The organism is Amycolatopsis pittospori (assembly GCF_013870525.1).
Lineage (GTDB): Bacteria > Actinomycetota > Actinomycetes > Mycobacteriales > Pseudonocardiaceae > Amycolatopsis > Amycolatopsis pittospori.
In genome coordinates this window covers 1-13,004 of record NZ_JACBXD010000145.1, presented here as the reverse complement: position 1 = coordinate 13,004, position 13,004 = coordinate 1, and the positions used below count along the sequence as shown (strand labels likewise).

13 protein-coding genes are annotated in these 13,004 nt (G+C 69.8%); 4 read left to right on the top strand and 9 right to left on the bottom strand.

Translation table 11 applies throughout. The features are described 5' to 3' along the window. Nucleotides 1-42: 42 nt before the first annotated feature. The 5 genes from H5J31_RS38270 to H5J31_RS38250 all read right to left on the bottom strand — a co-directional run bounded on the left by H5J31_RS38270 (nucleotide 43) and on the right by H5J31_RS38250 (nucleotide 5,729). Nucleotides 43-1,446 carry a hypothetical protein gene (locus H5J31_RS38270; RefSeq protein ID WP_181777543.1) on the bottom strand — a complete coding sequence of 468 codons (1,404 nt, stop codon included), beginning with the start codon at nucleotides 1,444-1,446 and terminating at the stop codon, nucleotides 43-45. A gap of 105 nt (nucleotides 1,447-1,551) precedes the next feature. After that, entirely contained in the window at nucleotides 1,552-2,190 is a 639-nt protein-coding gene (locus H5J31_RS38265) for a response regulator (protein WP_181777542.1), read from the bottom strand. Continuing rightward, complete coding sequence (locus tag H5J31_RS38260; RefSeq protein ID WP_181777541.1) at nucleotides 2,187-3,314, bottom strand: sensor histidine kinase; 1,128 nt, start codon at nucleotides 3,312-3,314, stop codon at nucleotides 2,187-2,189. Before H5J31_RS38260 ends, H5J31_RS38265 begins: the two co-directional genes overlap by 4 nt. Nucleotides 3,315-3,513: 199 nt before the next feature. Beyond that, nucleotides 3,514-4,776 (bottom strand): GAF domain-containing protein, encoded by a 1,263-nt coding sequence (locus tag H5J31_RS38255; protein WP_181777540.1) that lies wholly within the window; start codon nucleotides 4,774-4,776, stop codon nucleotides 3,514-3,516. A gap of 71 nt (nucleotides 4,777-4,847) precedes the next feature. Continuing rightward, nucleotides 4,848-5,729 (bottom strand): NAD(+)/NADH kinase, encoded by an 882-nt coding sequence (locus H5J31_RS38250; RefSeq protein ID WP_181777539.1) that lies wholly within the window; start codon nucleotides 5,727-5,729, stop codon nucleotides 4,848-4,850. A gap of 185 nt (nucleotides 5,730-5,914) precedes the next feature. On the opposite strand from H5J31_RS38250, the gene H5J31_RS40510 reads away from it, so the two are divergent. Beyond that, nucleotides 5,915-7,168, top strand: coding sequence for a sensor histidine kinase (locus tag H5J31_RS40510; RefSeq protein WP_181777538.1), 1,254 nt, complete (start codon nucleotides 5,915-5,917; stop codon nucleotides 7,166-7,168). Continuing rightward, the gene (locus H5J31_RS38240; RefSeq protein WP_181777537.1) at nucleotides 7,165-7,827 is read left to right on the top strand and encodes a response regulator; all 663 of its coding nucleotides are present in this window, start codon (nucleotides 7,165-7,167) and stop codon (nucleotides 7,825-7,827) included. Before H5J31_RS40510 ends, H5J31_RS38240 begins: the two co-directional genes overlap by 4 nt. Nucleotides 7,828-7,897: 70 nt before the next feature. Here the strand turns inward: H5J31_RS38240 and H5J31_RS38235 are convergent, their stop codons facing one another. The 3 genes from H5J31_RS38235 to H5J31_RS38225 all read right to left on the bottom strand — a co-directional run bounded on the left by H5J31_RS38235 (nucleotide 7,898) and on the right by H5J31_RS38225 (nucleotide 10,412). After that, nucleotides 7,898-8,101, bottom strand: a complete 204-nt coding sequence (locus H5J31_RS38235) for a cold-shock protein (RefSeq protein WP_037319152.1) — start codon at nucleotides 8,099-8,101, stop codon at nucleotides 7,898-7,900. A 232-nt stretch (nucleotides 8,102-8,333) separates the two neighbouring features. Then, on the bottom strand, nucleotides 8,334-8,510 hold the full coding sequence (locus tag H5J31_RS38230) for a hypothetical protein (RefSeq protein ID WP_181777536.1): 177 nt from the start codon (nucleotides 8,508-8,510) through the stop codon (nucleotides 8,334-8,336). A 261-nt stretch (nucleotides 8,511-8,771) separates the two neighbouring features. Continuing rightward, nucleotides 8,772-10,412, bottom strand: coding sequence for a thiamine pyrophosphate-binding protein (locus H5J31_RS38225; protein WP_207899473.1), 1,641 nt, complete (start codon nucleotides 10,410-10,412; stop codon nucleotides 8,772-8,774). 128 nt (nucleotides 10,413-10,540) lie between these two features. Here H5J31_RS38225 and H5J31_RS38220 point away from each other — a divergent pair, with 128 nt between their 5' ends. Both H5J31_RS38220 and H5J31_RS38215 read left to right on the top strand, forming a co-directional pair. Continuing rightward, nucleotides 10,541-11,827 (top strand): hydroxyacid-oxoacid transhydrogenase, encoded by a 1,287-nt coding sequence (locus H5J31_RS38220; protein ID WP_181777534.1) that lies wholly within the window; start codon nucleotides 10,541-10,543, stop codon nucleotides 11,825-11,827. Continuing rightward, nucleotides 11,821-12,240 carry an acyl-CoA thioesterase gene (locus H5J31_RS38215; protein WP_181777533.1) on the top strand — a complete coding sequence of 140 codons (420 nt, stop codon included), beginning with the start codon at nucleotides 11,821-11,823 and terminating at the stop codon, nucleotides 12,238-12,240. Before H5J31_RS38220 ends, H5J31_RS38215 begins: the two co-directional genes overlap by 7 nt. Here the strand turns inward: H5J31_RS38215 and H5J31_RS38210 are convergent. Further along, a partial coding sequence (locus H5J31_RS38210; RefSeq protein WP_181777532.1) for an ATP-binding cassette domain-containing protein occupies nucleotides 12,196-13,004 on the bottom strand: 809 nt, incomplete at its 5' end. The two genes, H5J31_RS38215 and H5J31_RS38210, sit on opposite strands and share 45 nt — an antisense overlap.

The window sequence follows — 13,004 nt, the reverse complement described above, 5'->3', positions numbered from 1 at the left end:
CCAAGACGGCGCCGAGCACGGCCGTTCGCAGACCGTTCCGCATCACCGGTACTCCCTCAGCCGTTCACGGATTCCCAACGCGGACCCGGCCGCCGCGATCAGCGCCAGCACCGCGATGCCCGGCGCGAGCACGGTCAGCGCGCGTTCCGCGCCCCGGGTGTCGTCGAGGAATTCCTGTCGTCCCACGTTGATCGCGGCCACCAGGTTCTCGTCGAGACGCAGGAACGCCCCGGCCGCGCCGTTCTTCTTGTCGTCGCGGATCGCGGTGTCGACGGCGTCCTGGTAGCTGCCGTCGTCGTCCTGGCGCCGCACCTCGCCGTGCGCCTTGAACCACTCCGACGCCGCCTGGATGGCCGCGTCGACCTTGTCCGCGGCCGCGCCGCCCGCCGCGAGACCGCGGGCCTCGCCCAGCAGGCCGCCCTGGCCGTCGGTTCCGCCGAGTTGCGCGGCGAGATCACCGAAGTCCTTTTCGTAAGCCGCGCCATCACCGCGCGCGACGAGCGTCAGGGTTTCGTCGGCCCGTGCCTGCAGCGCGGCGATCCGCGCTCGCACGAGGACGTCCACCTGGTGCGAACCGTCTTTCTCACCGTCGCCGACGAGGCTGCCCTGGACGATCAGCGCGACCGCGCCCCACAGCAAGGCGACCACGACCGAAACGGACGCGACGACGAGCCCGACGTTCAGCAACCGGTTGGTCTTCCGGGTCAGGTGTATCTGGGTGACGATCAGCGCGGCGAGCAGTGCGAGCAGCAAAGCCGTTGCCAGCCAAGGGAAACCGGTCGCGTCGTCCTGTTCGGCGGCGAGCCGGTCGGTGTCGATGCGGTAGAGATCCTGTGCGGCGGGAAGGATTTTCGCCCGCATCAGCTCGGACGCCTCACGCAGATACGAGGCACCGACGGGGTAACCCTGCCGGTTGTAGGTGCGCGCGGTCTCGATCAGTCCTGTGTAGACGGGGATCTCGCGGCCGAGGATGTTGATCTGTTCGGCGGCCTCGTCGACGCCGGAGGAGTCCGACGCCGCCTTCGCCAGCGCCGCACCGGCTTCCGCGACGTCGCGCTCGTACCGCTGGCGCATCGGGAGCGGCTCGGTGCCGATCGACAGGAAAGAACTGGCCGCGGTCGCGTCGGCGTCCGAAAGCGCGCGGTAGACCTGCTGCGCCGCGGCCGCCAGTGGTTCGCGGTGGTCGATCAGACCGTTGATCGTGTCCTTCTTGTCCTGCACGGCCAACGTTCCGAACAGACCCGCGACCAGCGAAAGCAGGACGAGCCCGATCGCGATCACCGACAGTCTGCCCGGCGTGGTCGCCGCGGACCGGACGATCGCGCGGACCGCGTTCCCCGGAAGTTCGAGCAGCCCCGCGATCCCGCTGCGGCCCTCGGGCGCAGGGGGCGGCGCGGGCGTGGCGGGGCTCCCCGGCGGCCCTTGCCGGGTCACAGTGGTCGTCATCGCCGGTCCTCCCCATTGGCTCTACCCGGAAGAAGGTATCCGAGTCGGGATCAGCGCAGCCAGTGACACCGGCGTGTGTCATCGGCACGTGATCTCCCAGAAGGGTCAGAGCCCTTTTTCCAGGCCGTAGCGCACGGCTTCCGCACGATTGCGCACACCGATCTTGGCGAAGGCGTGGTTGATGTGGCTTTTCACGGTCGACTCGCCGATGAACAGTTCGGCGGCGATTTCCGGATTGGAGAGTCCCCGCGAAATGAGCCCGAGCACTTCGGCCTCGCGAGTGGTGAGGCCGTCCGGGAGCTCGACTTTGGCTCTGGTGACCGCTCTCGCGTCGAGTGCGGCAACGAGCCTGTCGGAGACTTCGGCGGCGAAGAGCGCTTGGCCGTTGGCAGCGGAGCGGACGGCGGCGCCGATCTCCGCCCGGCCGGCGTCCTTGGTCAGGTAACCGCGGGCTCCGGCGCGCAGGGCGTCGGCGATCGAGGCGTCGTCGGCGTAGGTCGTGAGGACCACGACTGCTACTTCCGGGTGATCCCGTTTCAGCAGTTTGGTCGCGACGACCCCGTCCAGCACCGGCATGCGCAGGTCCATCAGCACGACGTCGACCGCGGTCGTCCCGACGAGTTCGAGCGCCTGCCGTCCATCGCCCGCGGCCCCGACGACCTCGACGCCGTCGACCAGCCCCAGCAAGGCGACCAGCCCCTCGCGCATGACCTGCTGGTCATCGACCACGACCACCCGGATCACGCCCGCACCACCGCCTCCACCGTCCAGCGTCCGTCGTCCGGCCCCGCGGTCAGCGTGCCACCGGTGAGCGCGAGCCGCTCCCTCATCCCGGTGAGGCCGAACCCACCGGTGTCGTCCGATCGAGTGCTGTCGCCGAGGTCGTTGCGGACCCGCAGGCGGACCTCCGCCCGGGTGAAGGCCAGCCGGAGCGACACCGCCTGTCCTGGAGCGTGCTTGGCCGCGTTGGTCAACGCCTCCCGCGCGACGCCGACCAGCGAGACCACCGCGGCGGACGACAGCGGCCGCTGCTCCCCCGACACCTCGAAGGTCGCGCCGTCGTGATGCGCTTCCGCCAGTTCCCGCAAGGCTTCGGCCAGCGGCGGGACGTCGGCGCGCAAGGCCGCGACGGCTCCGCGTGCCTCGGTGAGCCCGTCGGCCGCGAGTTTCCGGGACATCCGGATCCGGTCGAGCGTTCCGTCCACATCGGACTTCTCGGCCAGTAGCGCCTCGGCGATCTCGAGGTGGACTCCCAGCGCTCCCAAGGAATGCGCGAGGACGTCGTGGATCTCCCTGGCGATGCGGGTGCGCTCGTCGAGCGCGGCGGCCCGCGCGTGTTCGCTCTGTGCCAGCCGGGTCTGTTCCAGCAACGCGGCGGCCTGTGCCGCCTGCACCTCGTACTGCCGCCGGTTGAGGCCCAGCAGCATCAGCACGAGCAGCACCCCGATGTTGCCGAACACCAGCGGCGCGGACGCTCCCGCGACCAGGCCGGTGACCGCCGCGAGGCTCACATCGAGCCCCACCACCCCCATGATGGCGGCCACCGACGGCTCGGTCAGGGTGGCCAGGCGGCTGACCGTGACCACCGCGAGCACCAGGGCGGAGGAGTCCTCCGCCTGCCCGAGTGCGAGCGACGGCGCGAGGCTCGAAACAGCGATCAGCACCGTTGCCACCCGGGGAGCGCGTGGGGAGGCCGCCACGAAGCCCAGCCAGCAGGCGGCACAGACGCCGTACGCCGCCCAGATCCAGGCTCGGGACTCGGTGGCGGTCAGCAGCACCACCACGACCGCGGCCGTGCCGAGCAGCTGGACGACCAGCCAGCTCGGCGCGATCGTGTCCGGCAGCAGTGGCCTTCCGCGCTTCCCCATGCTCCCCCTCAGCGATCGCTCAACGACGTGATCATCTCCACCAGGATCAGCCGGTAGGCCAGGAACCCCAGCAATACGACGACACCTACCACGACCAGCCCCAACAGGCCTTTTACGTTCATTTTTCCCATGCCTCGAACGTTAGGCACGGCGTGGGGTGGAGCGGCACCGTCGACGGGTCGAGCCGGGGGTGGAGGTTTCAGGCGCGGACGGCCGGCGCGACGGAGTGCGGGAGGACCTCGCCTCCATCGGCGGGCCGCTCGACGACGACCTCGACGTCGTCGGCGAACCGGTACGGCCTGCCCAGCAGGATCCCGCCGAAATGCCGTCTCATCCTGGACATCTCCGCGCGGACGGTGACGGTGCGCCCGGCCTCGCCGAACAGGTCGAGCGACAGTTCCGACGCCGACCGGCCCTCCCGGTGGAGCGCGAGGACGTACAGCATCTCCGCGTGCCGCGGGCTCAGCCGGTGAGACCAGGTGCCCGCCGTGCCCGCGACCGTCAGCGTGCACTCCCGGGGCGAACGCAGGTCCAGGACGACGCGGGCCGGTGGCGCGTCCTCCTCCTCGGAGAGCCGGACGAGCCAGCCGCCGGGCAGCGGCTCCAGCAGGCAGTTGCCGTAGGTGGGCAGCCAGGCGCGGCCGGCGGTCGCGTCGTTCGGCAGGGCGATGCGGCCGACCGGGACGAGACCGGCCGACGCGGCGATCCAGCCGTGCGGGTCGGCGATCACCGCGCGGCCCTTCACCTTGGCGAGCAGTGGCGAAGCGAGCCCTCGCAGCCGTTCGAGTTCGGAGAGGTGCGTTGTCCGCAGGTGCGCTTCGGCGAGTTTCGCGACCGCGTCGACCAAGGCCAGCGTCGTCGGATGCACGGTCGAGGCCGGGCCGGAGAGGTCGACCGCGCCCAGCAGCCTGCCGTCCCTCGGATCGTGCAGTGGCGCCGCCGCACAGGTCCAGTCGTGCTGGTTCCGGACGTAGTGCTCGGCGGAGTAGACCTGCACCGGATGCCTGGCGACCAGCGCGGTTCCGATGGCGTTCGTACCCGCGGAGTTCTCGTGCCAGTCGACGCCCTCGACGAAACCGAGCCCGTCGGCGCGGCGGCGGACGGCGGTGCTGCCGTCGCGCCAGAGGACGCGGCCTTCGGCGTCGACGACGGCCATGATGTGCGCGGCCTGCTCGGCGAGACTGATCAGGCCGCCGCGCAACGCGGGCAGGACGGCGGCGAGACCGCTTTCGCGACGGCGGGCCTCCAGTTGCTCGGGGACGAGCGCGGGAACCGGCGCGCCGCGGTCGGGGTCCAGGCCGAGGCGGCGCATTCGCCGCCAGGAGGCGCCGATGACCGCGCGAGGGTGGCTCGGAAGCGCTTCTCCGGCGAGGAGGGCCTCGTGCACCTTCGCGAGAGCGCGTGCGTGTCGTCGCGGGTCCGCGCCGACCGGCAACGCCGCCTCCAGGTGCACCTGGCCCACTCCTTTGGTCCGTTTCGGCCAGTGTGCACGGCCGAAACGGTGTTCGGAAGGCCTCTGTGACCTGGGCGGGCTTACCCGGTGAAGGGCGCGTTCACCAGATGGGACGCGGCAAAGGTCCCCTTCGGCTTCCGGCCGAGCAGCAGGCCGGTCCGGGCGGCCTCGGCCATCACGGCGCGGACGTCGACGCACCACGGGCCTTCGGGCTTGAGCTCGACGAAAGCGCTCTCTCCCGGTTTCAGGACGAAGTGCGGCTCGCCGTCGAGTGCGATGGAGCCGCCCGCCGCGGCGAGGTCGACCCGGACTCCGGGGTACAGCACGCTCCAGCCCCGCACCCCCACCGGCTGGACGACGCCGGGCGCGATCGGCGCCTGGACGACGTACGGTGTCTCGTCGACCGGACCGAGCGAGACCGCCACACCGTCCACAGTGGACTTGGGGCTGGGGCAGAGCCTGCCGGGAATGCTGGACAGGCCGATCCCGTCGGGTACGGCGAACGTGCAGTACAACTCGGTGAGCGAGGCGGGATCCCAGCGCTGGGTGGCCGACACGCTGACGTCGGTCAGCGCGATCTCGCGGCGTGCCTTCGTGGCGACTTCGAGGACGGTCGCGCGGTTCGTGACCAGGTCCGTGTCCACCTGGTGGGTGGCCAGCAGGCCGGCGGCGAGACCGGCGACGGTCGGCTCGGGGAACGCCTCGGTGCTCTCGGTCGGCAGAGTGAGCAGGGGGACGTCGCCGCAGGCGGCCGCGGCGGCGCGCATGGTGCCGGGACCACCCAGGCAGATGATCACGCCCGCACCCGCGTCCACCATCCGGCGCACCGTGCCGATGGTCTTCCCCGCCTCGGTCCACACCATCACGCGGCCGACCCCGGCCACGCGGAGTGCCGAACGAAGACATTGGATGTCACGCTCCGAAGCAGGGTTCGCCACGATTCCCGCAACCGCTTCGCCCACTGGTCCTCCGCTGCCCACGCCAAGTCCCTATAGGAAACGACTTCGGAGCCGCGAAAGAAAGAGTTGCAAAAGGTTGCATCGCTCGGATGACGTCCCGAGCTCGGGTTTCGTCACCCCCTGGGGGACGAAAAGGTGTCCCCCACGAGGGGATGTGCCCGGTTCGCGGCGGCATTAGCGTTCTGGTCATGGAGACGAGCGGGGGGTCGCTGGGGTGGGCGCTCGTCACCGGGCGCGACGGCGATCTCGAACCGCCGTCGGCCTGGTGGCGAGGGCCCGGCTGGGTCAAGACCGTCCTGGTCGCCTCGGCGCTCACCGTGCTGATGGTCCTGACGTACGGGTCGTGGGCGCGTTACCTCGGCGACCAGAGCCTGCCGCTGGTCTTCTTCCTGCTGATCGTGCAGATCGTGCCGCCACTGCTGGTGGTCCGGTCACCGCTGACCGCCGTCCGGGTGGCGGCGGCCGGGATGATCTGCGCGATCATCGCCACCCTCTTCCCGGCGCCGCACCCGCCGTTCGGCGCGACGCTGTCCGAGTGGCCGTTGCAGTTCCACGTCCTGCCCTACCTCCCGGTGCTGGCGCTGGCGCTCGCCCGGACGAAACCCGGGCAGGGACGGGGGATCTCGATCATCGCGGTCTTGCTCGCCGTCGGCGTCGGTCTCGCCCAGCTGCCGCGATCGGGTACGAAAACCCTGGTGTTGTCGTTGATCGTGGTCGGCGGGACCGTCCTGGCGGGGTACGGGATGCAGCAGCGCCGCCGGGCGCTGGCGCAGGCCGACGCGGCCGAACGCGCGACCGTCGAGGAGCGGGCGAAGCGGGCCACACTGCAGGAACGCGCGCAGATCGCCCGGGAACTGCACGACATCATCGGCCACCACCTGTCGCTGATCGCCCTGCGGACCGACAGCGCGCGCTACCGCGTCGCGGATGTCTCGGAGGCCGCGGCGGAGGAGTTCCGCGCGCTCGGGGCGGCGGCCCGGGAAGCGCTCGACGAGGCCCGGCGCTTGGTCGGTGTGCTGCGGGACAACGACGCCGAACCGGAACACGAACCGCAGCCGGGGCTCGCGGACGTGCCGGCGCTGATCGACGGCTGCCGGGCGTCCGGGATCGAGATCCGGTCGAGGATCTCCAGCGGGGAAGGTGTTCCCGCGATGATCGAACTGGCCGCCTACCGGATCCTGCAGGAGGCGTTGAGCAACGCGGCCCGGCACAGCCCAGGGGCGGCGGTGGACGTCGAGGTGCGGCACGAACCCGACGGGCTCGTGATCCGCGTCGAGAACGGCACTCCGTCGCGGGAAGCGGCGCCGTCGGCCGGCGACGGCACAGGCCTGGCCGGGATCGCCGAACGCGTTACGCTCATCGGCGGCTCTTGCGAAACCGGGCCGCGGGCGGACGGCGGTTTCCTCGTCGCCGTCACGCTGGAACTCACGGGGGAAGCGTGACGACCGTCTTCATCGTCGACGACCAGGCCATGGTGCGGGAAAGCTTCGCGAGCCTGCTGGCCGCGCAACCCGGGTTGGACGTCGTCGGCCAGGCAGGCGACGGAAACGCCGCCCTGGCCGGGATCTCCGCCTTGGACACGCCACCGGACGTCGTCCTGATGGACATCCGGATGCCGGGGATGGACGGGCTCGAAGCGACCCGGCGGCTGCTCCAAGGCGACGACGAGAAGCCGAAGGTGATCGTCCTGACGACGTTCCACTTGGACGACTACGTCTACGAAGCGTTGCGGGCGGGCGCCAGCGGTTTCCTGCTCAAGGACGCGCCCGCGGCCGAACTGATCAACGCCATCGGCGTGGTCGCCGACGGCGAGGCACTGCTCTCCCCTGCCGTCACGAGGCGGCTCATCGCGAACTTCGTGGCAGGCGCGCCGGTTCCGACGCCGTCGCCGGCGCGGTTCGACGTGCTCACCGAACGCGAGCGGGAAGTGCTGCGGTTGATCGCGAAAGGACGGTCCAATCCGGAGATCGCCGCGGATCTGGTGCTTTCGGCGCAGACCGTGAAGACGTACGTGGGCCGGATTCTGGCGAAACTCGCGGTCCGTGACCGGGCGCAGGCCATCGTGCTGGCCTACGAGACCGGATTGGTCTCGCCCGGCTGAAGGAACTCTCCGTGAAAAGCAGCAGGGCCGCCTCCCCGAGGGGATGACGGCCCTGCTTGAAAAACCAGGATCAGATCACGTTGACCGAGGTGGCCTGCGGACCCTTCGCGCCCTGCCCGATCTCGAACTCCACGCGGGCGTTCTCCTCGAGGGTACGGAAGCCGTTGCCCTTGATCTCGCTGTAGTGCACGAAGACGTCGCCGCCGCCGTTGTCGGGAGTGATGAAGCCGAACCCCTTCTCGGAGTTGAACCACTTCACAGTGCCCTGAGTCATAAAATCTCCATATGCAACACAAACAAACAGGAAGCCACGTCGGCAGCCCGGGTCATGACCAGACGGTTTGCTTCCCCGGAAACACGAGGAGACACTACGCCCGCTGAGTTCTGCGAGCGTGAACCAACACGAACACAAAAATCGAGACCTGGAGCAGTAAAGCACACCTCACGCAGGCCGACAAGCGCCTTCACCCGGGTGTGCGCAGCCGCACTGGACCCGTTTGCTACGGCTATTCGCCGCTCGCCGCGCGCAGCGGTACGTCGCCGCCGAACGGTGAACGGCGCAACGCATCCCGGTTGGTGGCCACGACGGCGATGTCGTGGGTCTCGGCGTCCGCACTGAACTGCACCGGCACCACGCCGGAAACGGACTTGGACTGCTCTTGTGGCTTCGTTTCGTCAGCCATGTTTTCTCCCCTGTGTCAACACAACGCATGAAGTACTGCGTGCCAACAACCCACCGGCGAACGGTCGCGGCCCACTGGCCGCACCGGTCCATATCGGACTCTCGGTGTTGCGGCGATTGTGCCACGGCCGGCCGACAAAATCCGGTCTCCGCGACCGAAACTCGGCCGAGTCGTCATCACTTTCCCACCCCTTGGGGCAGGTGACGGCGGCACCACAAGGGTTTCTGTGTATCCCCTGAGAAAATGTACCGCCGGGTAGGGCTACTGCTGTGGCCTCGCGGCGCCCAGCAGGCTGGTCAGCCGGATGTCCGGCGTCACCACGTCCGGATCGGTCCGGATGTCGATCACGCACGGCCGCTGCCGCACCAGGGCACTCGCGATGATCGGTTCCAGCTCTTCGCGGTCTTCGACGGTGTACCCGGCCGCACCGAGCCCACGCGCCCACGACGCGAAGTCGGTAATAGGAACTGTAACCCCTGACAGCCGTCCGTGCTTGCGCGCCTGGTGAACGGCGAGTGGACCGTGAACTCCGTTCTGGAAGACCAGGACGGTCACCGGGACCCGGTAGCGGACGGCGGTCTCGATCTCCTGACCGGTCATCAGCGCCCCGGCGTCGCCGACCATCGCGATCACCGTACGCCGTGGTTCCGCCAGTTTGGCCGCGATCGCGGCGGGGACGGCGTAGCCCATGGCCGCGTTGCTCGGACCGAGCTGGCTGCGCGGCATCGTGAAGCACCAATAACGGTGCATGAACTGGGCGAAGTTGCCCGCGTCGCTGGTGACGATCGCGTCCTCGGGGGCGAGTTTGCGCACCGCGCGGATGACGTCGGCCGGGTGGACGCGGGTGTTCCCGCTGGTGTCGGGCGGCGTCATGAAGGTGTGCACGGCGGCGTTCGCGGCCGACGCGCGCCGGGTCCGCGGTGAGGCGACGTTACGCAGTTCGCGCAGGAACGGCTCGACCTCGGAGTCGACCCGGAAGGTCAGGCCGCCCCGGCGGGCGGGCTCGATACCCGTGCCGACGAGCACCAGCGTCTGCGACGGCGTCGGGTAGCGGAAGGACTGGGTGGTGACCTCGTCGAGCTGCGTACCCAGCGCGAGCACGAGGTCGGCGCGTTCCAGCGCGTCGAGCTGCCGCGCGGGGATGCCGATGCCGAGGTGGCCGGCGTAGCGCGCGTGGTTCTCGGGGAAGGCGTCCTGACGACGGAACGCGTTGTACACCGGGAGCGCGAGTTCGTCGGCGACGGCGATCAGCTCTTCACGGGCCGCGCGTGCCCGGCCGCCGACGATCACCACCGGATAGCGGGCCTCGTCGACCAGCTGGGCGACGGCCTCGGCGGTCCGGCCGAGCGCGCCGGTGGCGGGCGGCTGAACGGACGCGACCGGTTTGGCCGAGTCGAACGGGACGCCCCAGAAGTCGGCCGGCACGGCGACCACGGTCGGCCCGGGACGGCCTTCGCGGCAGCGGTTCAGGGCCTCGACCAGCAGGCCGGGGACCTCGTCCGGCTCCTGTGCGCGGCCCGTCCACTTGGCGATGGGCTCGAACATGTCGCTCAGATCGGCGGTCGGCAGCTCGCTCGTCGGACCGGGACGGGACGGCGGGTTCTCCAGGAGGACGACCATCGGGCTCTCGTCCTGGTACGCCGTCCGGACGCCGATGGCGAGGCTCGCCGCGCTCGGCCCGCGGCCCGCCAGCAGGATCGCGGGATGTTCGGTGAGCTTGCCTTCGGCCTCGGCCATGAAGGCCGCGCCGGTGTCGTGCCTCGCCGAAACGAAGGTGATCGACCGCTCGCGCTGCAGCGCGTCGAGCAGATCCAGGAAGGACTCACCCACCACCGCGTACACACGGTGGATTTGCGCCTCGGTCAGGATCCGCACGGCCGTCTGGGCGACGGACGCTCCCAGTTGGTATCTAATGATATGAGCTTAGGCGGGCGGTGATCGGTGCCGTCAAGCGATCTTTCGATTCCGGCGACCCCGGGGCGGCAGAATGTCCGATATCGGGACGTGTTCGAGCAAGGGAGCACGAAAACGTGACCTCAGCCACCGCTGGACGTGAAACGGTTTTCACATACGGCGCACCGGCCTTGAAGTACGGCACCGGGTCGAGCGATGAGATCGGCTACGACCTCACGCAGTACGGGGCCCGCCGGGTACTCGTACTGACCGACGCGCGCGTCGCCGCGACAGGCTGGCCGCAGCGCATCGCCGAAGGCATCGAGACCTACGGCATCGAAGCGATCGTGTTCGACGGCGTGCACGTCGAACCGACCGACGTCAGCATGCGCAAGGCCGTCGACTTCGCCCGGGGGCAGGGCGAGTGGGACGCCTTCGTCGCCGTCGGCGGCGGGTCGGCCATCGACACCGCCAAAGCGGTGAACCTGCTGACCAGCAACGACGGCGATCTGATGGACTACGTCAACGCGCCGGTCGGCGGCGGCCGCGCACCGAGTTCGCCGCTGAAACCGCTGGTCGCCGTGCCGACGACCACCGGGACCGGTTCGGAGAGCACGACGGTGTGCGTGCTGGACGTGTTGTCACTGCGGGTGAAGAGCGGGATCAGCCATCTCCGGCTGCGGCCGAGCCTCGCCGTGGTCGACCCCCGGCTGACGGTTTCGCAGCCGCCGGAGGTCACCGCCGCGAGCGGGATGGACATCCTTTGTCACGCCGCGGAAAGCTATACGGCCAAGCCGTACACCGAGTTCGACCGGAAACGCCCGGAGGACCGGGTTCCTTACTGCGGCGCGAATCCACTGGCCGACATGTTCGCGGAGCAGTCGTTGCGGTTGCTGTCGTGGGCGCTTCCGGCGGCCGTGGCGGACGGTTCGGACATGAAGGCGCGCGAGGCGATGGCGCTCGCGGCGACGTTCGCCGGACTCGGATTCGGCAACGCCGGCGTGCACATCCCGCATGCCAACGCGTATCCGATCGCCGGGCAGGTCCGGGAATTCCACCCCTCCGGCTATCCCGGCGAGGAGGCGATGGTGCCGCACGGCATGGCCGTCTCGCTGACCGCACCCGCGGCGTTCCGCTTCACCTTCGACGCCGCCCCGGACCGGCATCTGCGGGTGGCGAGGCTGCTCGCACCGGACTACGAATGGCCGGGCGATCTTCAGGATCATCTGCCCGCCGTGCTGTGCCAGATCATGCGGGAGATCGGGATCCCCAACGGGATCGGCGCCGTCGGCTATTCCGAGTCCGATGTGGACTCATTGGTTTCCGGCACGGTGAAACAACAACGCCTGTTGGCGACAGCGCCGCGCGAGGCCTCCGAAGAGGATCTCGCCGGGATCCTGCGGGATTCGGTGACGCTGTGGTGAACGCCGAGTATCCGCACTGGCAGACGGTTCCGTTGCGGTGGAAGGACAACGACGTCTACGGACACGTCAACAACGTCGTCCATTACTCGGTGATGGACACGATCATCAACACCTGGCTGATCGAGCGCGGCGGGCTCGACATCGAAACAGGCCAGGTGATCGGGTTGTGCGTGGAATCGCAGTGCAAGTACCACGCTTCGGTGTCGTTCCCGGGAGAACTCGAGGTCGGCCTGCGGGTGGGACACCTCGGGCGCTCCAGTGTCCGCTACGAGGTCGGGATGTATTCGAAGGAGACGCTGATCGCCGAGGGCCACTTCGTGCACGTCTTCGTCGATCGCGGGTCCCGGCGTCCGGTCGCCGTCGAAGGTCTACTCCGGAGCGCGCTGGAAGAACTGCGCACTGGGCTGGGGTAGCTGCGGCGCCCAGGCGTGCATGAGCTGGGCGTAGCGCGTGGACCGGTCCATGAGTTCGAGGTGGGTGCCCAGCGCCGTCTCCTTGCCGTCCATCACCAGGACCCGGTCCGCGCGCAACGCCGACGTCAGCCGGTGCGCGATCACCACCAGCACCCCGCCCCGCTCGGCGAACGCCCGTTCCGCACGGGCTTCGGCGGGCGGGTCGAGGTGCGACGTCGCCTCGTCGAGGATGACGATGCCCGCGTCGCTCGCGTACACCCTGGCCAGCGCGATCAGCTGCGCCTCGCCGGCGGACAGCGTCCCGTGCCCGATCTCGCCGTCGAGTCCGCCGAGCTCGGTGACCAGCGGTTCCGCGCCGACGGCGGCCACCGCGGCCAGCAGTTCGCCGTCCATCGCGGCCTGCGCGAACAGGCCGACGTTGTCCCGCACCGACCCAGCGAAGACGTACGCCTCCTGCGGGATCAGCGCGACCATCCGATGCCGCACGGCCGCCGGGATCTCCCGGACCGGCGCGCCGCCGAGCAACACCCGTCCGGCCTGCGGTTCGAGCATGCCGGTGAGCAACCCGGCCAAGGTCGACTTGCCGATTCCGCTCGGCCCCACCACCGCGAGCCGTTCGCCGGGGCGCAGATGCAGATCGAGCCCGCGCACGACGGGCTGCGCCGCCGCACCCCAGCTGAAGGTCAGGTCGCGCACGTAGATCGCGGTGCCTTCGGGTTCCGCGGTGCCGTCGGGCTCCGGCTCGGCCTGCGCGGTCTCGGCCA